The sequence below is a fragment of the Paenibacillus sp. FSL M7-0420 genome (assembly GCF_038002345.1).
Lineage (GTDB): Bacteria > Bacillota > Bacilli > Paenibacillales > Paenibacillaceae > Paenibacillus_AQ.
Genome location: NZ_JBBOCJ010000001.1, coordinates 6,329,921 through 6,347,934 on the forward strand (window position 1 = coordinate 6,329,921; position 18,014 = coordinate 6,347,934).

Consider the following 18,014-nt stretch of genomic DNA (forward strand, 5'->3'; position numbering starts at 1 on the left):
ATTCCTTTATATTAAATCTGCAATATAAATATCTTGCATAATCGGGCGAAAGTCAAATCATTATGTCGAATACAGACAATTCCTTATTCAGCGGATTACAGCAGCCCGTGAACCCGCCGCCAGACAGAGATCTCCCCAGTTCCCCACCTTAATGAATCCCTTGTTGCTATTTCAAGCTAAATCTTCTGCAGGTCTTCTCCGTAGAGCAGCCTTTTCACGGTTTCGGTGAACGCTTTCACCTGAAAGGGCTTGGTGATATATTCGGCAAAGCCCTTCTTCCGGGCCTTCTCAATATCCGAGCTTTGCGCAAACGCGCTCGTCGCCAGCACCGGAATATGACAAGTTGCCTGATCCTGCCGCAGTATTTCCAGAGCTTCATACCCGTTAAGTCCGGGAAGCCCGATGTCCAGGATAATCAGATCCGGCAGAGCTTCCCGCGCTATTTGCAGTCCAAGCTCTGCCGTTTCAGCCTTCAGCAGCAATACGGAGGGCAGATTTCTTTTGAAGATATGGTGTACTAAGGCCATATTGAGCTGATTATCTTCTACATATAATACCGTCCACTTACACTCCTCCATCCAGCTTATCCTCCTAAAAAGTCTCAGCACCCCTAACGGCAGATGGGCAGAAAATAAAAAAACCGAAGAAAGGGACGATTCCCCCTTCTTCGGCTCATGTTCGGCTCATTTACATGTCCGACTCATTTCCACCTCATATATGGTTAGACTTCAGTGAAAAGTATAGGCTATCACGCTGGTATCTTTGTCGAAATCCCAATCCACATAAATATCCGCCAGCTCTTTGCCGAGCATCTGGGCTATAGTGGTGGTATCATCCAAGTAACGCTTCTCCATCTTGCGCTTGGTAGTCTTAAGCGTATTCTCATAGCCGAGGCCAATCAATTCCTTCTCCAAAGGAATCATGATACCCTCACGCTTAATAATTAGAATGCGGGGTCCCAGCCACCAGGAGTCCGTATGGACCGGTTCCTTCTGGACCTTCCTAGTTACTTCGTTAATCTGGAGATGGACTTCCTCGCGCCCGGCATAATCATCAATCGGTACGTCGTCATTCTTGATGAGCGCCACGATCATCCCCGATGCGTTATGAATGCCCCAATCATAAAAAAGCTCGCCGACCTCAATAGCCATGCTCTCCTTCAGGTACGCTGCAAGCTCGGGAAGCAGGGACTTCATCAGAAGCTCCCGTGTATAACGAAACGCCTGTTCTTCTTCCTTATTCAATAAAAACCTCTCCACAGGTCCGATGAAATTACGGATATGCAGTGCTATACATTGCTCCCCGATAGAGGCATGTATCGATTCAGGTCCCTTCCCGAAGCGTTCCCGCAGTAGCCTTCCTGTGAAACTGGAAAGTTGGCTAGTAAGTTCTGTAGTGCTCATTCAATTTCCTCCAGCATAATATTGTAGTGTCTGTGTGTAGATTTGGGGAGACGCTCCGCCTGCTGAAGAAACGGTTCGTTCAACTTAGTATAATCGGTAGCCGCCCAGTTCGTATATATTAAAATAATTTATATTTTTCTGCAGCAGCTTCGCCTGCTTCTATATGTATCGGCGTGCTCCTAGTATTGCCCAAATAATGTCATATTACTTAGACACGGCCGAAACGTACAAGAACATGCACCCGTCAGTCAGAAGCGATTATATACAAAAAGGTGTTCCGCTGCCGGCATGGCTGCGAAACACCTGTGAATTCACTTGCCTATCTCTTGCTGCTTGCCGCGGTAAGCTTCGGTGAAGACCTCGAAGAACGGTGTCGTGTCCCGCTCTGCCATCGTGTCCTCCGCCCCCGGATTCCAGCCGATCTCCTTCCGCCAGCTGCCCAGCCGGCCGGATTCAATCAGCTCCTGCTCATCCGGGTTCGCAGACTTATCTGCCTGTGGTGCCACATACAATGCATCGACAGGACAATAAGCTTCGCACATGAAGCAGGTCTGGCAATCCTCCTGGCGGGCAATGACGGCAAGCTTGCCCTCCATCGCGAAGACATTCGTCGGACAGACCTTCACGCACAGCCTGCAGCCGATGCAGCGGTCCTGGCTAACCAGTTCAATCACATGGCCCGCTCCTCTCCCGGAATCCGCAGCTCATGGGCATGAGGCACACTTTCCGTGCGGATACCGATCGTATTAACGCCGGAGAGAATCAGGCGGTGGGTCTGGCGCGGGTCCAGCGCCGGATACTCGGCCAGGCGCTGCAGGCCGCGGCTCTCCTTGCGGGCCAGCGCAGCGGTGTAGATCCAACGGCCGACATTCAGCATAGCGGCCGCTTCACGTGACTGCACGATGCCCTGAACCGTGGTAGGCACCTGCCCGCCCAGCTCGGGCATCAGGCGGTTCAGGCGCTGCAGGGCGGCAGCGACTACGGACTCGCTGCGGAAGTAATTGATCCGCAGCGGCAGGATCTCCTGCTGGACCGCCGCGATCAGCGGCTTCGCGTCCAGCGTCCGTGAGGTGCCGGCGCCAGCCGGCATGCCGTAGCGGCCCGCCGCGCGGAGCATCCGGCGCTCCGCCGGATGCGGCTGCTGCAGAGCGTGCCGCGCCGCGCTTCGTCCTGCCCAGCTGCCGCTGCAGATGGCCCAGGATGCATTGTAGGCGCCGCCGCCGGAGATGGCGCCGGTCACTTTCTCGCGGGAGGTGGCGTCGCCTGCCGCATACAGCCCCGGCACCGAGGTTTCACACCCGGGGCCGGTCAGGCGCAGGCCGCCCGTGCCGCGCATCGTGCCTTCATAGCGGAGCGTAAGCGGAAATTTATCCTTGAACGGATTAATCCCCGCCCGCTCCAGCGGCATGAAGAAGATCGGGTGGGCATTGCGGAGGAATTCCTGCTTCTCCTTCGTATCAGCCAAATCCAGAGAAGCATAGACCGGGCCCATCAGCATCAGCTCGGGGATGCTGCCGAAGGTGCGGTCGCCCCGGTGCAGCGGCCTTCCCGCAGCATCATACAGCGTGGCCCAGGCCAGCATCCGCCCGCGGGTTACCGTTCCGTCCGCGAAGCTCGGAGCATATTGCCGGGTGAATTCCATGCCCGACAGCTCGGCACCGGCTTCGGCTGACATCAGCAGCCCTTCACCGGTAAGCACATTACAGCCCAGCCCCTTGCTGAGGAAGGCGCAGCCGCCCGTAGCCATAATCACCGCATTCGCCTTCACTTCCCAGCTCTCTCCGGTCAGGCGGTTGATTCCGCGGGCGCCACCCACGCCGTGCTGATCATGGAGCAGCTCCAGTGCCGGCGATTGATCCCAGATGCGCACTCCCGCCTTGCGTACCACTCTGCGCATAATCTTCATGTATTCGGGGCCATGCAGATGCGTCCGCAGCGGCCTGCCCTCCTCATCCTTCGGGAAGGGATACCCCCATTCCTCTACCAGCTGCAGATTCTGCTCGACCTGATCCAGCACACGGTGTATCCAGGCATTCTCCGAGAGATAGCCGCCGGCCTTAAGTCTGTCCTGCACGGCCTGTTCCCGCAGCTCTGCCACCGGCGGAATCACCAGCAGCGTCGTTCCCCCCGGCGCGGTAGCCCCGCTTGTTCCGAGATATCCCTTATCGGCTAGGATCACTTTCGCTCCCTGAGAAGCTGCACTCCATGCCGCCCATGCTCCGGCCGGGCCTCCACCCAGCACTAGAACATCTGTTGTAGCCTGCTGTTGCTGCGGCATTCCGCTTCCTCCTCTTCAAGGTTCTTTGAAATGTAGAAATAAGATCAGGCCAGCTTCTCCTGCAAAAATGCTATCGTCGAGGTGACAGCCTCATTCAGCGCAGAGGTGGAGCCTTCGTACGGATCTACCGTGCCGAAGGTATGATCTGCACCCCGGATGCTCAGGTACCGGTGCTGCGGCGCTTGTTCCCTGAAGCCGGCATGCTGCAGCAGCAGGGCATCACGGTCCTGATCACCCTGAATCAGCAGCGCAGCACTGCTCAGCGTGGCCGCTTCGGCTGCTTCCTCCGGGCTGATCCCGTCAGCATCACGGGCAGCGATACGCGAGAAATTGAAGCTTACGGTGTAGAACCCGCTTCCGGCAATTCTGCCGGAGACCTCCGGCCAGAACGCCCAATCTTTATGCCCTCTGAAGCCATGGCTGATCAGGAGTACGGGCTTCGGTGCCGTCCCCACAGGGACTCGTACCTCACCTTCCAGATACAGTCCATTCTCCAGGGGCAGCTTGAAATGTTCAAAAGTTAAGGTTTCATGAGACATCGGCATTCCCTCCGTTTCCCTATGTTGAATTACTTGAGCTGCCAATCGCTGATATTGAAATCCTTCTTGGCCAGCTTCTCATCGACGAGGAAGTTCTTGGTGCCCTCCAGCAGCTTAATACCGTCATCTGTGAAGGCTGTATCCTTGATATCACTGATTGGATTGACCTGCTTCGCGAGTTCCGGGGTGGTATCTCCGATCTCAGCCAGGAATGCATAATATTCATCTTCATGCTGCTTCAGGTCGGCCAGTGCCTTCTCCCGGGCCGCATTCCAGACCTTGGGGAAATCCGGGAATTTCGCAAGGTACTCCTCTGACACTACGGTAGCGCTGCTACCGAGCAGATCCGGATGCTGCGAGGCATCATCCAAATGGGTGTACCCCTGCTCAATCTGCTTAAGCGCTGCCACACCGTTATTGGTGGTCGCGTCTACATCGCCGCGGGCCAGTGCTGCGCTTGCATCGGGAATCAGCATGTGAACCAGCTTATAATCAGTTACGCCCTCCTGCTTCAGCAAGCCGACTACATAACGGTGCATAAACGAACCTTTTTGGATGGCAATCGTCTTGCCCTTCAGCTCCTGCACCGTCTTCGGCCCGTCCTTCTTGCCGATCAGATAACCGACTGTATGCGCTGAAGTCTGGGCGATCAGCCGGGTCTTGGCTCCTGAGGCGTAGGCGATAATCGCCGGGGTATCCCCGAGGCTGCCGAAATCAAGTCTTCCGCTGATTAAGGATTCCGTCTGATCCGGCCCGTTCGGGAAGCCTGTCAGTTTGACTTCGGTAATTCCGTATGGTTTCAGCTCTTCCTGAATAATGCCCTTGTAAAGGCCCCAGCCTTCCGCGCCTCCCGGCAGATTCAGCTTATTGGAGCCAATGAATCCGTAATTCAGCACGGCCGGAACATTGCTTGAAGCCTTATCGCCAGCCGCTTCAGCGGTATTGGTACCTCCACTGCCTGCTGCTGAGCTGCTGCTCCCCGTATTATTGCCGCAAGCCTGCAGTACCAGCATGATCATCACCACACCTGTAATCAGCGTGAGGCGTCCCCTTTTGCTCCATATACCTGTAATCTCTCTGTACAATCTGCTCATTGCTGTATTCTCCCCTCAGTCGTCTACTGGATGTTGTTATCGCATATCAGAAATCAGAATCCTGCCCGCGCCGCCAGCTTAACCATGAAGTCATGACTAGCCACCGGCTGTCTGCCCTTGCCCCAGCCTACCTTCTCGCGGTAGCCTCCAAGCAGGCCTTGCTCCTCCAGCTCTGCCTCTGTAATCCCGGTAATTCCCTCGGAATCCGGAGCAACATACAGCGCATCCACCGGACAATACAGCTCACACATGAAGCAGGTCTGGCAGTCGCTCTGCCGGGCGATAACAGGAATTCCATTATCTACCCGGTCGAATACATTGGTCGGGCAGACGGATACGCATTGGTTGCATTCTACACACCGGTCAGCGCTGATGACTTCAATCACAACAATACACTCTCCTTCGCTACCTCTTCTGTCTTCACCCATACCTGATCCAGTCCGCCGCTAATCAAGCGGTGATGCTGGCTGTCGTCACTTCCCTTGAAGTCCTCCCGTTTATGCATTCCCCTGGTTTCGGTGCGGGCCAGTGCGGAGCTGTACATCCAGCGTGCCGTTGCCGTCATCGCTTCGGCTTCACGCGCCTTCATACCTTCCGGCGTACGCTGGATTTCCCGGCTGCGCTGCTCCTTCCATAGTCCGTCCAGACGTTCCAGCGAAGAGGCCAGCCCCTGCTCTGTACGGAACAAATTAATATCGTACGGTTTGACTTCTGCCTGCACAGCCTCCACATATTCTGCGGTTCTGGCCGCCGCTCCCGCCTTCACTTCCTGGTGAACCAGTGGTGAAGAGGATAACCCGGCGGGTGTGCGGTGATCCGCATGCCGCCCGAGTCCGGCTGTATAGGCTGCCGCCCCTTCTCCGGCGAAGGAGCCGGAAGACATTGCCCAGGCGGCATTATGGCTGCCGCCTCCGGTGAATCCGCCGCAGATCAGCTCCCGGGTAGCCGCATCCCCTGCAGCATATAACCCTGGAACACCCGTGCCGCAATTCTCGTCTGTAATCCGGATGCCGCCTGTGCCGCGGACTGTGCCTTCCAGCCGCAACGTCACCGGGAATACATCCTTGAAGGGATTGATGCCCCGCCGGTCGAACGGCAGGAAGAAATTCGTCTGCGCCACCCGCAGCAGCGGCTGCAAGGCCTCGTCGGCTCCGTCAAGCTTCGCGAACACCTGGCGGCCCGCCAGCAGATTCCTGGCAATGACTGAGCGGCCCTTCTTGGAGCCCGCTCCTTCCACCACACTGCCGTCCTCATAATAGAAGCTGGCATAGCTGTAATACGCGGTCTTCGTCACAGAGGAGAAGGTCGGGCAGATCGCATAGGCGTTGGAGAACTCCATGCCGGACAGGCTCGCCCCTGCTTCCGCAGCGAATAAGTAACCATCACCTGTCAGGACGTTGCAGCCCAGCGCCTTACTGAGGAAAGCGCAGCCCCCGGTAGCGATAACCACCGCCCCGGCATGCACACTCCAAGCTTCTCCGTTCTGGGTCTGCACGCCGGCCGCTCCGGCAACCCCGTGCTCATCGGCGAGCAGCTCCAGTACCGGACTATGATCCAGTATTTTGACGCCTGCCTTCTTCACCAGCTTGCGCATCAGTCGCATATATTCAGGTCCTTGCAGGCCCCGGCGGTACGGGTTGCCCTGCTCATCCACCGGGAATGGATAGCCGCTGACGCCCAGTCTGTTCATATTCTCATAGGTACGGTCCAGCACCCGGTCCATCCAGCGGTGCTCTGCCAGCTTACCGCCCATAGCATAACGGCTGGCCTTCGCGGCCTCGCGCAGCTCCTCCTCCGGCTTCACATACCAGACCCCGGTGCCCGACGGGGCCGTTGCACCGCTGGAGCCGCAGTAGCCCTTATCGGCCAGAATCACCTTCACTCCCTTGGCTGCGGCTGTAAGTGCCGCCCATGTTCCTGCCGGGCCCCCGCCGATGACCAGTACATCTGCTGTCAGTTTCAATGCTTCCTTCAGTGCCGGTTGGTTCATGTTGTTTCCCCCTTGGTTTCATTAGCGTTAGCGTTGCATTAGCCCGTCTTCAACCTTGGTAGCTGTCACGCCAGTGCAGGAATTTGCGTTCGATGACGCGGAATAGAGAATCGATTAGCTTGCCGACCACAGCGAAAATAAGTATTCCCACAAAAATAACTGCCGTATTGGAATTCTGCTTCGCTTCATTAATGAGAAATCCAACCCCGGACTGTGATCCGATCAGTTCAGCAACCACCAGACCGATCCAGGCCACAGCCATCGACAAGCGCAGTCCCAGGAGGATGCCGGGCAGCGCAGCCGGCAGGATCAGCCGCCGCAGCTTCTGCAGCGGACTGAAGCCGAGCACCCGGGCCACTTCGAACAGCTTGTTGTCCACTCCCCGGATGCCCATGAAGGTATTAATATAGAGCGGGAAGAAGGAGCCGCTCATAATAATAACCACCTTCGAGATCTCGCCGAAGCCAAACCACAGAATAATTAGCGGGGCAATCGCCAGATGCGGAACCAGCCGCAGAATCTGAACACTCGGGTCCAGCAGATAGGCAGCGCTGCGGAACAGGCCGGTTAATGTCCCCAGCAGCAGGCCGAGAATCCCCCCAATCAGGAATCCGGTGCCCGCCCGTCCGATGCTGACGCCCAGATGATGGAGGAGCTCTCCCCTAACGGCCAGATCCGCAAATGCGGAGAGGATCGTCAGCGGTGCCGGAAGGAACTCCGGCGAGATCCAGCCTGCGCTCCCGGCAAGCTGCCATACGGCCAGTACCGCTACGGGAATGGCTGCCCCGGCTCCCCAGTCATACAGAAGCTTTTTCCAGAATACAGAATCTGTCTCTGTCTTGTTGTTAGCTGTAGTAATTGAAGCAGTTCCGCTATAATCACGGGCTTCCCTTACGCCCTTGGCTGTCTTAATTATGGCTTCTATCCCTTCACTCATGCTGTTCTTCCCCCCTATCCCTGATAACTGTCCCGCCACCGGAGCAGACGCTGTTCGATCAGGCGGACAATCGTGTCACTCAGCAGTCCGACAGCGGCAAATACAATAATTCCGACAAATACAACCGGCGTATCGGCAAACTGGCGGGCATCCGACATCATGTAGCCAATCCCCGAGGTAGAAGCAATAAGCTCCGCAACCACCAGTCCCAGCCAGGAGAGTCCCAGCGACAAACGTACGCCGAGCATAATATTCGGCACCGCCGCAGGCAGCACCAGCCGTACAATCTGCTTCCCTCTGCTGAAGCCAAGCACTCTGGCTACCTCAAACAGCTTGTTATCCGTCCCGCGTATACCCATGAAGGTATTGATGTAGACCGGGAAAAACGCCCCTTTGGCAATCAGCAGCACCTTGGATTCTTCGCCGATGCCGAACCAGAGAATGAACAGCGGCACTACGGCAAGGCTCGGAATCATCCGGATCATTTGCAGCGAGGGGTCCAGCAGCTTCTCCGACCGGCGGAATAATCCGACCAGTATGCCAAAGAACAGGCCGAGCCCGCCGCCAAGCAGAAATCCTGATAATGCCCGCACGACACTGATTCTGAGGTTGCTCCATAAATCTCCGGTAGACGCCAGCGTAATGAACGACTGGACAATCGTATAAGGTGTCGGGAACAGCATCTCCGAGATCACTCCGTAATGGCCCAGAATCTGCCACAGGATCAGCACCCCTGCCGGAAGCAGCAGCCCCAGACCGGCAATGACCACTTTTCCGGGTCCATCAGGCCGTCCGGTTCTTCCGGCATTCCCTGCCACTACAGTCCGCTCTGCCATGACTGTCCCTCCTTGAGAATTATTTAATATATTCGCATGGATTAAGTCGGATATAAGTCGGCACTTACCCTCACTTTTCCACAATTAGCATCTGGATTTACTTTATATTCCCGCCCCGTCCTTCAATTCAAGCTCCTCCACCTTCTCAAAGTAATTCAAAACCTTCAGCCGCAGCTCCTGAAAGGAGGTTGTCGTTTTGGTGCGCGGATACGGCAGGTCTATGGGAACGATCTTGCGGATTCGTCCGGGTCGGGGCTCCAGAATCACCACCCGGTTCCCCAGGAACACGGCTTCATCAATATCATGTGTCACCAATATCATCGTCGTCCGGTTCCGCCGCCAAATGTCGAGCAGCACCGACTGCATATGCGCCCGGGTAAAAGCATCCAGCGCACCAAAGGGCTCATCCAGCAGCAGAACCTTGGGACTGCGCAGCAGCGCCCGGGCAATCGCTACCCGCTGGGCCATCCCGCCCGACAGCTCACGGGGATAGGACTTCTCGAAGCCGCCGAGCTTCACCAGCTCAATCAGTTCATCTACCCGCTGCCGGATATCCGGCCTGCCCAGCGGCAGATCCGAGGCAATATTCTTCTCTACCGTAAGCCAGGGAAACAAGCGGTGCTCCTGAAAAATAAACCCCTTATCGATTCCCGGCCCGCTGATCGCTGCTCCCTCCAGGGTAACTCTGCCGGTATAGCCGGTATCCAGACCGGCAATGATGCGGAGCAGGGTGCTTTTGCCGCAGCCGCTGGGTCCAATCACCGTGATGAACTCGCCCTCCTGCACCTCCAGCTCAACATCCTCCAGCGCCTGCACCTTACCTCCAGCGGCATCAAAGTGCTTATTCAGTGCTGTGATAGACAACAAAGCCTCTCCCATATCTGCTCCTCCTTCTGGCTGAACTCTCTTAGTAACAAAAAACAGAGGAACCTCGCGCAGCAATCACGCAGGCACCTCTGTATGTACAGTCGGTAAAATATAATCCAAAGTAAATTGATTGGAATTTGTAAATTTAAAATATCATCCATTAGGTGATCTGTCAATAAAAATACATAATATCCGAGCGGATTAATTTGATTTGATGCTGACATCCTTTTGAAATTATGAAACAGCAACTAGGAAGCAGCCCATATTAATGGGATAATCGCAAACTTCCACTCATATACTTACAATTAGTAAGTAATTATGATATACTAGGCTATATCCTTGCACTAACGGACAAGCTTACAAGTAACTGCTGCTCAATATTCTGGATTATAAGGGGTCTGTACCATGAACAATCAAGGGAATACACAAGCTAATGCGCAAGCCAATACACAAGCGGATGCTCAAGAAAAAGAAGCAAGCCTACCGGAGTTTGAATTCGGCATTTATACATTAGGCGATATTGTTACCGACTGCCATACAGGGCAGCGGATCAGCCCCGCCCAACGCCTGCAGGAAGTCATTGCAGCCGCGAAGCTGGCCGATGAAGCCGGGCTGGATGTATTCGGCGTAGGCGAGCATCACCGGCTGGATTTCGTAATCTCATCGGTGCCCGTTGTCCTGGCAGCTATTGCCCAGGTTACACAGCGGATCAAGCTCACCAGCGCTACGACCGTGCTAAGCACCATTGATCCGGTCCGTGTCTTCGAGGATTTCGCCACCCTGGACCTCTTGTCGGGCGGCCGGGCCGAGATCATTGCCGGACGCGGCGCTTTCCTGGAATCCTTCCCGCTGTTCGGCTACGAGCTGGAGGATTACAAGCAGCTGTTCAGCGAGAATCTCGACCTGCTGCTCACACTGAACCAGCATGAGGTCATGAACTGGAAGGGTAAATTCCGCTCTCCGCTGCATAACGCCGAGATCGCTCCACGTCCGCTGCAGCAAAGGCTGCCGCTCTCGGTCGGCATCGGCGGCTCGGCCGAAAGTGCCGAGAAGGCCGGGTCCCTTGGCATCGGCATGGCTATCGCTATCCTGAGCGGCAGCCCGGAGCCCTTTCAGAATCTGGCCGGCACCTACCGCCGCGCCGGGGCTGCCGCCGGCCACCAGCCGGAGGACCTGAAGATCGCCATCACCAGCCACGGCTACATCGCCAAGACCTCACAGCAGGCACTCGATGAGTATTACCCTTATTACTACAGCTACCGTAATAGCATCAGCCCGCGTCCCGGTCAGGAGTACCGGATCTCCCGCAGCGACTTCGGCCGGTTCACCTCGCCGGACAACACCCTGGCCGTGGGCAGCCCGCAGCAGATTATCGAGAAGATTCTCTATCAGCATGAGCTGTTCGGCCATAACCGCTTCATGACCCAGCTCGACATCGGCGGCCTGCCTTACGCCAAAGTAGCCGCCGCCATCGAGCTGCTCGCCACCGAGGTCGCCCCGGTGGTGCGCCGCGAGGTTGCGAAGAAGCAGCGCGGAATTTCCTCCGCGCAATAAACCTGTACTGAGGCCGCCCGGTTAATGGGCGGCTTCTTTTGGCGGGAGCAGGTGCACTAGTGCTCCTCATTTCCGCTCACCGCCCACTTTCTGCGGAATCGGGTGCATTAGTGCACCTTAATCTCCTCCTTTAGCTACCTTTTGCCGGAATCTGGTGCACTTCTACTCCTCATTTGCTCATTTAACCAACTTCTACTCGTTTCAGGTGCACTTATGCACTTGATTTTCTCATTCAACTAACTTGCCCTCCCCCATCCAGCCCGCTTCCAGCGCCACCAATGGTATTTATCCCTTTCATTTCCCCGTCCCCGCCTACTTTCAGCTCTAACAAAGGGATTTATCCCTCTCATTTCCCTATCCAGCCCACTTTCAGCACCACCAAAGGGATTTATCCCTTTCATTTCCTCGTCCAGCCCACTTTCAGCACCACCAAAGGGATCCCTCTCATTTCCTCACCGAGCCCACTTTCAGCGCCACCAAGGGGATTTATCCCTTTCATTTTCCCTATCCAGCCCACTTCCAGCGCACCAAAGGGATTTATCCCTTTCATTTGCTCATCCAGCCCACTTTCAGCGCCGCCAAGGGGATTTATCCCTTTCATTTGCTCATTCAGCCCGCTTCCAGCACCACCAATGGGATTTATCCCTCTCATTTTCCCTATCCAGCCCACTTTCTGCTCCACCAAAGGGATTTATCCCTCTCATTTCCACATTCCGCCCACTTTCAGCGCCACCAAGGGGATTTATCCCTTTCATTTCCCCTATCCCTATCCCCTTCACCCTCTAATCCACCCCGCAGCACTCAGCCCGCTTCCGGCGGAGTTCACATATCACCCTAATTCCTTATATTAGTTTAAATTCAAGACCCGGCAGACGGAGGATGCCACGGATGAGCAGGCGCATCAGGAGAGCGCATAACCTAAGTGGGCGGCGGCCGTTCGTTCCTTCATCCGTTCGTCGTTCCGCCATTCGTTCGTCATTCCGCCATTCGTTCGTCATTCCGCCATTCGTTCGTCGTTCCTTCATTCGTTCGTCGTTCCGCCATTCGTTCAAAGGACAAAAAAAGCCCCCAGCGATTGCTGGAGACCTGTTCAATAGTATGATTTAGCCAATGTTCAGGCAAATGAAGGCTTGTTATTATCCACTTTACCGCTGACCAGCTTCTTGTACTCGTCGTTTCCACCCTCCACGGATGGTGCCAAATACACGCTTGGCGCCGAGGGCGTAAGCTTAGAGCCGGATTTGCGTCTGGAGCGGCCTTTGCCTCCCGCGCTGTTGCCGTCACCGCTTGCAGACCGGCGGACAGTACTGGATACACTAACGGCATTCTTCATATTCTTCATCCTGTTAGTCCCCTCCCACTAAATGATTGACGGTGCGGAACAAATCCCGGTTATAGGCCACGACTGCTGTAATATCCTCTGCCGATAATCGCTGACTTCCCGAGAAGTGCACGGACAGCACATGGTTCTCCCCTAAAGGATAGCATAGGATATATACCTCCGCAACTTCCGTACGCTGTAAAAAAGTCCATTCTTTTGTCAGAAAGGCATCCAGCACCCCCGGCTTCACACTCCCGTCCTCGAAGGCGGCGAACGGATACATCTGCCCGCGTCCCACATTGCCGCCGACCTGCTTCAGGCCCGCTTCCGCTTCGGCCCGCCACATGGCGGCTCCGATGACCCGGCAATCCTCCGGGGGCAGGAATGAATTGCGGACGGCTTCGCTCAGTGCCTGATATTTCTCGGCTGCCTGCGGTGGCGTCACATTATTATTATATTGCCAAAAGAAGTGAAGGATACTTTCTTTTCGCCTAAGCTCTGCCCGAAGCTGCAGCAGCTCTACAGCCGGGTCGTGGTACATCCCCTGCGCCTGAATACTGTCGATGATCTTGCCGCAGCTCACATCCACCGCCGCTGTAACATTGTCATGCTGCCACTCATATTCCAGCGGGGTTAGTCCCGACAGATCCGACAGCAGATGATACTCTTCCACATTCTCACCCGGGATCAGGTCACTACGAGCGGGTACCTGATCCGGCAGCAGGCAGAAGACCCGGCCGCGCCGCAGCCGCGCCCAGAACAGGCCCATTTCGAACTGGGTGTTGTCCCGGGTCACATAATAATATTTACCCCTAATCCGGGCTACATCATCCGGCGAGAACACAAAGACGGCAAAATCGCTGATATCCAGATTCCGCTCCAGCGCTTCCATGGTGTATTCATTCGGCCGGAAAGCAGCGGCATACCACGGATGAACCTCGGCGGTCCGCTTCAGCTGTTCGTGGATAGCCCTGGCATAGCGGATAGATTCTCTGGAAGAACCAATGAATAATCTAGGTCTGATCACGGCGGCACTCCTTTGTCTGTTTCCCCAATATGTAATAATTATACAGACATTTCCTGCCAACGAATAGGGCTTCGGGCGATATTGGGCAGCATCGGAGGAAGATAAGAGCAACAGGATAAGCAGCGTTGTTAGCGGTATTCCGAATAGGTATTTATCTTCAATTTTAAATTTTCGGTATTCTCCGGCCGATGAAACGGGTAATAGAAGTTTATCTCTCCGGGAAATGAGGATTTATTTGTATGCGACTAAAATTACATACTGCAGTCCTGTCAGCCTGTCTGCTGACTTCATCCATACTGGCACCTGTCCTGCCGTCTTCCACAGCTTACGCTTCAACGGCCTACACGGCCAAAGTGTACGCCAGCTCCCTTAATGTACGCAGTGAGCCTGCTGCAAGCGCCGCCGTCACAGGCACTCTGACTGGCGGTGCCACCGTCACCGTCACCGAAGAGCAGCATGGCTGGCTCAAGGTCCGGGCCGGCTCTGTCTCCGGCTGGGTAGCGGGATATTATCTGAAGCGTACCGGCGGAAGCTCCTCCGCCAGCACCTCTTCCGCCAGCACCTCTGCCAGCTCCTCCGCCTCCAAGGCATCCGCCAAGTCGGCTGTGAAGACCTCAGCGGTCTCCAGCGGAACGGCTGTCGTTACAGCTTCTTCCCTGCGCATGCGGGGAGGTCCGGGAACCGGCCACGAGGTCGTGGGATCGCTGCAATCCGGCAATAAGGTGACCATTCTGCTCCGCCAGGGAGAATGGTCGCGGGTCCGCACAGCCGGAGGAACCGTCGGCTGGGTGTCTTCCCAGTATCTGTCGGGCGGAGCCGTCCGCAGCGCAAGCACAGTCAGCTCGAATAGCCAGACTACGAGTGTCGTACGGAAATCCGGCAGCATCCGGGGCAAGCTGATCATAGTGGACCCTGGCCACGGCGGCACCGATCCGGGCATGCTCGGGACAACCTATAACACGATGGAGAAGGATCTGACGCTCCAGACCTCCCTGTATCTGCGGGATTATCTGACCGCCAAGGGAGCCAGAGTAGAGATGACCCGGACCCGCGGGGAGCAGAAGCCTGCGCTCTCCCAGCGGGTGCAGCTTGGACGGCAGCTCGGTGCGGATGCTTTTGTCAGCATTCATTATAATTCATCGCCGAAGAATGTCTCCGGCACGCTGACCTTCTTCTATTCGCAGCAGAATGATCTGCGGCTGGCCCGGGCAGTGGAGACCCGGCTGGGTGAGGGCATCGGCCTGCGCAGCAACGGTCTCTCCTTCGGCGACTATCATATTCTGCGGGAGAATCCGCTGCCGGCTACCCTTGTAGAGCTGGGCTTCCTGTCGAACCCGTACGACGAAGCGATTGTGCGCAAGGCGGCTTATCAGCGGAAGGCGGCTCAGGCGGTCGCTGAGGGAGTGGCTGATTATTTCAACAAGTAGAGAGGAATCAGAGGCTGATCTCCCGGATGTTAAGCTCCGTTCTTTTGCTGAGGTCGATATATTCATCCCCGATGCGGATCAGCGGAGTCTCGATATCATGCGGGTTCAAGTAGACAATCTCGCCGACCCGGCCATCGGTTAGAACCACTTCACGCCCAACTGACCGCTTCACGATATTTTCCAGAAAAACGGTTACAATATGCGGGTCCAGCGCGCCGAAGCTGCCTCTTCTCATCTGATCGACAATCATATGAAACGGCGTTGGTTCATGATACGGACGCTTGCTGGACATCGCATGAAAAATATCCGCCACGGCCACAATTTTGCTGTACGGATCGATCTGTTCGTCCTTCAGGCCCAGCGGATATCCCCTGCCGTCATTTCGCTCATGATGCTGAAGCGCCACCAGGGCAATGCGTGAATTGGCTCCGGTGGTTTCTTTGAGAATCTCGTAGCCGTAGACCGTGTGCTTCTTCACCTGGCTGAATTCCTCGTCCGTCAGCTTGCCGGGCTTATTCAGCAGCTCTGAAGGGATCTTCAGCTTGCCGATGTCATGCAGAGTTGCCGCCATGGAGAGCACGGACAGCTCCGCTTCACTCATCTCCAGCCATCTGCCGATCAGGGTAGAGAGCACTGCAACGCCGATGTTGTGCTCATATGTATAATCATCCTTGCCCTGCACCGAATGGAACAAGGCGAAGATATCCGGGTTGCGTGAGATCTCCTGGATGACCGGAAGCACCTCCTTGCGGATATCCGCCAGCGGGATTTTGCGGGAGATCCGGTAGGATTCGAATAATTCCTTGGACAGGTCCACTGTACTGTTGACCATCTTCTGATAGGAGGGCGCCTGGTCAGCCTCATCTGCAAAAAGAATGTCGAACCTGTCGATTTTTTGTTTGCGGATAAGCTCCAGATGCTCGGCATTCAGTCTGCTTCCCGCCGGAATTACAGTCACTCCGTAGGCATTAATCAGGTCATTCTTAATCGTTCTTCCCAGATCATTGTCCATACTATCCAGCCCTCCCCAATAACCGCAGCTATGTATTTATTGCCCATATAGCTATTATCGGTTGCAGGCCGGGAAATCCTGACAGGCAGTCAACGAACCTTACATACTCAGGCTTCTTCCTCCTGCTTCCGGTATTCTCTTGGCGTGATTCCGGCGTTTTTTTTGAAGACACGGCTGAAATACTTCTCATCCTCATAACCCACCAGCTCCGCAATCTGCGACAGCCGCAGATTCGTATTCTGGAGCAGCGTCTTCGCCTTCTCCACCCGGAGGCCGGTCAGATAATCCGACAGATTCTCCCCGGTGATCTGCTTGAACTTGCGCGACACATTCTCCCTGCTGATGAAAAAGCGTTCCGCAATATGCTGCAGCGTCATCTCCTGCGCATAGTTCCGGTCCAGGTACTCCCTGATCTCCTGGACGAGCCGGCTATCCGGCGTCTGCGGACTACCCTTGGACAAGTGGTGAAGCAGCGATTTCAGCCGGCACTGCCAGTTCTCCACCGAGAACAGCCCTTCAGCGTCATAACAGCGCTCCAGGCTAATCTCTGCCTCCGGCCGCCAGCGCTTCAGAACATCCAGAATCTCCGTCTGCTGATTCAGCAGAACGCGTTCTGTGAGCAGCGGCAGCCCGGCCAGATGTCCGGCCCATTCTTCTGCCACCCGCTCCATCCGCTCCAGATCGCCGGACAAGACGGCGACTCTAAGCTTGTCCAGCCGTTCTTCCAGACCGTAGTCGTTTGCAGGTCTACGCCCGTCCTCACGCTTCCTGAAGGGATGAATGCGCCCGTCCCGCTGCAATAGATTCCGCTCCGCAAGCGCCTGGCCTGCCTGTTCAAAAGCAGACCGCAGCCCCTCCGGCAACGGGTTCAGCGGACTAAGCCCGATATCCAGCTGAACGCCGAACGCCCGGCGGATGGCTTCATTCATGCGGGTAAGCATCTCCTCCGCCTGCGCTACAGCACTCCACAGCAGAACTACAAGCTCACCCCCGCCCTGCCAGTTGCGGAAGGCGTAGCCGCTCTGGCCCTCTGCCATCACTTCATTGCAGACATTGGCCAGCACGAAGGCTGTCAAGGCCACATCCCCATGGAATCTCCGCAGCAGATGGCAATCTGCGCCTTGCAGCGGGATGACGGCGATCCTGCACTCCTGCGCCCCAATCGGCATCCCCAGCTCTTCACAGAGGGCCAGCTTCAGCTCATGGAAGGAGGCCTGTCCGCTCACCAGATCGGACAGCATCTTATCCCAGAAGAGCGGACGCAGTGCGTTCAGCTGCATATTCTGGCGCTGACGCCGCTTCCGTTCCGCCTCCTCCTCCATCCACAGCTTGAAGGCATGCTCCGCAGAGGCAATCAGCTGCTTGCTGTTCAGCGGCTTCAGCAGATAATCCGTACCGCCGTATACGATAGCCGGCTTCACATAATTGAAATCCTGATACCCGCTGATGACAATCGTCTTCGTATGCGGATAATGACGGTGCAGCCATTCCAGCAGCTCCGCCCCGTCCATCAGCGGCATCCGCATATCCGTGAAGACGACGGCTGGCTGATGCTCCTGCATGATCCGTATCGCCTCCTGCCCGTTGGTCGCCTCATAGATCCCGGAGATATTATAGCTGTCCCACGGAACAAAATAACGGATGGCCTCCCGCACATGCTTCTCATCATCTACAATCAGCACCTTCATCTCAGCCGCTCCTTCAAGAAATAGTCTCTATTCGCAAAAGC

General features: G+C 55.9%; 19 protein-coding genes. 2 read left to right on the forward strand and 17 right to left on the reverse strand.

All coding sequences use genetic code 11. From position 1 onward, the window contains the following. Positions 1-176: 176 nt before the first annotated feature. The 11 genes from MKX51_RS27015 to MKX51_RS27065 all read right to left on the reverse strand — a co-directional run bounded on the left by MKX51_RS27015 (position 177) and on the right by MKX51_RS27065 (position 9,956). A complete protein-coding gene (locus MKX51_RS27015) occupies positions 177-578 on the reverse strand; it encodes a response regulator (protein ID WP_340937905.1) in 402 nt (133 codons plus the stop codon). Between the two features lie 150 nt (positions 579-728). Further along, positions 729-1,403 carry a Na-translocating system protein MpsC family protein gene (locus MKX51_RS27020; RefSeq protein WP_340994531.1) on the reverse strand — a complete coding sequence of 225 codons (675 nt, stop codon included), beginning with the start codon at positions 1,401-1,403 and terminating at the stop codon, positions 729-731. Positions 1,404-1,714: 311 nt separating this feature from the next. Then, entirely contained in the window at positions 1,715-2,077 is a 363-nt protein-coding gene (locus MKX51_RS27025; protein WP_209876726.1) for a 4Fe-4S dicluster domain-containing protein, read from the reverse strand. Beyond that, complete coding sequence (locus tag MKX51_RS27030; RefSeq protein ID WP_340994532.1) at positions 2,074-3,681, reverse strand: FAD-binding protein; 1,608 nt, start codon at positions 3,679-3,681, stop codon at positions 2,074-2,076. The genes MKX51_RS27025 and MKX51_RS27030 overlap by 4 nt, the downstream gene beginning before the upstream one ends. A gap of 44 nt (positions 3,682-3,725) precedes the next feature. Further along, positions 3,726-4,220, reverse strand: coding sequence for an alpha/beta hydrolase family protein (locus MKX51_RS27035; RefSeq protein ID WP_340994533.1), 495 nt, complete (start codon positions 4,218-4,220; stop codon positions 3,726-3,728). Between the two features lie 29 nt (positions 4,221-4,249). Beyond that, the gene (locus tag MKX51_RS27040; protein ID WP_340994534.1) at positions 4,250-5,314 is read right to left on the reverse strand and encodes an ABC transporter substrate-binding protein; all 1,065 of its coding nucleotides are present in this window, start codon (positions 5,312-5,314) and stop codon (positions 4,250-4,252) included. Between the two features lie 53 nt (positions 5,315-5,367). Continuing rightward, a complete protein-coding gene (locus tag MKX51_RS27045; protein ID WP_340937898.1) occupies positions 5,368-5,700 on the reverse strand; it encodes a ferredoxin family protein in 333 nt (110 codons plus the stop codon). Further along, positions 5,697-7,304 carry an FAD-binding protein gene (locus tag MKX51_RS27050; RefSeq protein ID WP_340994535.1) on the reverse strand — a complete coding sequence of 536 codons (1,608 nt, stop codon included), beginning with the start codon at positions 7,302-7,304 and terminating at the stop codon, positions 5,697-5,699. The genes MKX51_RS27045 and MKX51_RS27050 overlap by 4 nt, the downstream gene beginning before the upstream one ends. Positions 7,305-7,353: 49 nt before the next feature. Next, the gene (locus MKX51_RS27055) at positions 7,354-8,241 is read right to left on the reverse strand and encodes an ABC transporter permease (protein WP_340937893.1); all 888 of its coding nucleotides are present in this window, start codon (positions 8,239-8,241) and stop codon (positions 7,354-7,356) included. 14 nt (positions 8,242-8,255) lie between these two features. Next, positions 8,256-9,077: an ABC transporter permease gene (locus tag MKX51_RS27060; protein WP_340994536.1), complete on the reverse strand. Its 822-nt coding sequence runs from the start codon at positions 9,075-9,077 to the stop codon at positions 8,256-8,258. Between the two features lie 102 nt (positions 9,078-9,179). Continuing rightward, positions 9,180-9,956 carry an ABC transporter ATP-binding protein gene (locus tag MKX51_RS27065; RefSeq protein WP_340994537.1) on the reverse strand — a complete coding sequence of 259 codons (777 nt, stop codon included), beginning with the start codon at positions 9,954-9,956 and terminating at the stop codon, positions 9,180-9,182. A 393-nt stretch (positions 9,957-10,349) separates the two neighbouring features. On the opposite strand from MKX51_RS27065, the gene MKX51_RS27070 reads away from it, so the two are divergent. Then, positions 10,350-11,498, forward strand: a complete 1,149-nt coding sequence (locus MKX51_RS27070) for an LLM class flavin-dependent oxidoreductase (RefSeq protein ID WP_340994538.1) — start codon at positions 10,350-10,352, stop codon at positions 11,496-11,498. Positions 11,499-11,895: 397 nt separating this feature from the next. Here the strand turns inward: MKX51_RS27070 and MKX51_RS27075 are convergent, their stop codons facing one another. The 4 genes from MKX51_RS27075 to MKX51_RS27090 all read right to left on the reverse strand — a co-directional run bounded on the left by MKX51_RS27075 (position 11,896) and on the right by MKX51_RS27090 (position 13,846). Then, positions 11,896-12,183: a hypothetical protein gene (locus MKX51_RS27075; protein ID WP_340994539.1), complete on the reverse strand. Its 288-nt coding sequence runs from the start codon at positions 12,181-12,183 to the stop codon at positions 11,896-11,898. A gap of 157 nt (positions 12,184-12,340) precedes the next feature. Beyond that, positions 12,341-12,523 carry a hypothetical protein gene (locus MKX51_RS27080; RefSeq protein ID WP_340994540.1) on the reverse strand — a complete coding sequence of 61 codons (183 nt, stop codon included), beginning with the start codon at positions 12,521-12,523 and terminating at the stop codon, positions 12,341-12,343. Between the two features lie 89 nt (positions 12,524-12,612). Next, complete coding sequence (locus tag MKX51_RS27085; protein WP_340937885.1) at positions 12,613-12,840, reverse strand: hypothetical protein; 228 nt, start codon at positions 12,838-12,840, stop codon at positions 12,613-12,615. A gap of 4 nt (positions 12,841-12,844) precedes the next feature. Beyond that, entirely contained in the window at positions 12,845-13,846 is a 1,002-nt protein-coding gene (locus MKX51_RS27090; RefSeq protein ID WP_340937883.1) for a TIR domain-containing protein, read from the reverse strand. Positions 13,847-14,085: 239 nt separating this feature from the next. On the opposite strand from MKX51_RS27090, the gene MKX51_RS27095 reads away from it, so the two are divergent. Continuing rightward, the gene (locus MKX51_RS27095) at positions 14,086-15,273 is read left to right on the forward strand and encodes an N-acetylmuramoyl-L-alanine amidase (RefSeq protein ID WP_340994541.1); all 1,188 of its coding nucleotides are present in this window, start codon (positions 14,086-14,088) and stop codon (positions 15,271-15,273) included. Positions 15,274-15,280: 7 nt separating this feature from the next. Here the strand turns inward: MKX51_RS27095 and MKX51_RS27100 are convergent, their stop codons facing one another. Then, positions 15,281-16,285, reverse strand: a complete 1,005-nt coding sequence (locus MKX51_RS27100; protein ID WP_340994542.1) for an HD-GYP domain-containing protein — start codon at positions 16,283-16,285, stop codon at positions 15,281-15,283. A gap of 107 nt (positions 16,286-16,392) precedes the next feature. Continuing rightward, entirely contained in the window at positions 16,393-17,973 is a 1,581-nt protein-coding gene (locus MKX51_RS27105) for a response regulator (protein WP_340994543.1), read from the reverse strand. Between the last annotated feature and the right edge of the window lie 41 nt (positions 17,974-18,014).

Excerpts from the sequence above, each read along its gene's own strand:
- MKX51_RS27080 (WP_340994540.1), bottom strand. The coding sequence starts at position 12,523 with ATGAAGGAACGACGAACGAATGGCGGAATGACGAACGAATGGCGGAAT.
- MKX51_RS27030 (WP_340994532.1), bottom strand. The coding sequence starts at position 3,681 with ATGCCGCAGCAACAGCAGGCTACAACAGATGTTCTAGTGCTGGGTGGA.
- MKX51_RS27050 (WP_340994535.1), bottom strand. The coding sequence starts at position 7,304 with ATGAACCAACCGGCACTGAAGGAAGCATTGAAACTGACAGCAGATGTA.
- MKX51_RS27065 (WP_340994537.1), bottom strand. The coding sequence starts at position 9,956 with ATGGGAGAGGCTTTGTTGTCTATCACAGCACTGAATAAGCACTTTGAT.
- MKX51_RS27040 (WP_340994534.1), bottom strand. The coding sequence starts at position 5,314 with ATGAGCAGATTGTACAGAGAGATTACAGGTATATGGAGCAAAAGGGGA.
- MKX51_RS27015 (WP_340937905.1), bottom strand. The coding sequence starts at position 578 with ATGGAGGAGTGTAAGTGGACGGTATTATATGTAGAAGATAATCAGCTC.
- MKX51_RS27100 (WP_340994542.1), bottom strand. The coding sequence starts at position 16,285 with ATGGACAATGATCTGGGAAGAACGATTAAGAATGACCTGATTAATGCC.
- MKX51_RS27060 (WP_340994536.1), bottom strand. The coding sequence starts at position 9,077 with ATGGCAGAGCGGACTGTAGTGGCAGGGAATGCCGGAAGAACCGGACGG.
- MKX51_RS27055 (WP_340937893.1), bottom strand. The coding sequence starts at position 8,241 with ATGAGTGAAGGGATAGAAGCCATAATTAAGACAGCCAAGGGCGTAAGG.
- MKX51_RS27070 (WP_340994538.1), top strand. The coding sequence starts at position 10,350 with ATGAACAATCAAGGGAATACACAAGCTAATGCGCAAGCCAATACACAA.
- MKX51_RS27020 (WP_340994531.1), bottom strand. The coding sequence starts at position 1,403 with ATGAGCACTACAGAACTTACTAGCCAACTTTCCAGTTTCACAGGAAGG.
- MKX51_RS27035 (WP_340994533.1), bottom strand. The coding sequence starts at position 4,220 with ATGTCTCATGAAACCTTAACTTTTGAACATTTCAAGCTGCCCCTGGAG.
- MKX51_RS27095 (WP_340994541.1), top strand. The coding sequence starts at position 14,086 with ATGCGACTAAAATTACATACTGCAGTCCTGTCAGCCTGTCTGCTGACT.
- MKX51_RS27085 (WP_340937885.1), bottom strand. The coding sequence starts at position 12,840 with ATGAAGAATATGAAGAATGCCGTTAGTGTATCCAGTACTGTCCGCCGG.
- MKX51_RS27105 (WP_340994543.1), bottom strand. The coding sequence starts at position 17,973 with ATGAAGGTGCTGATTGTAGATGATGAGAAGCATGTGCGGGAGGCCATC.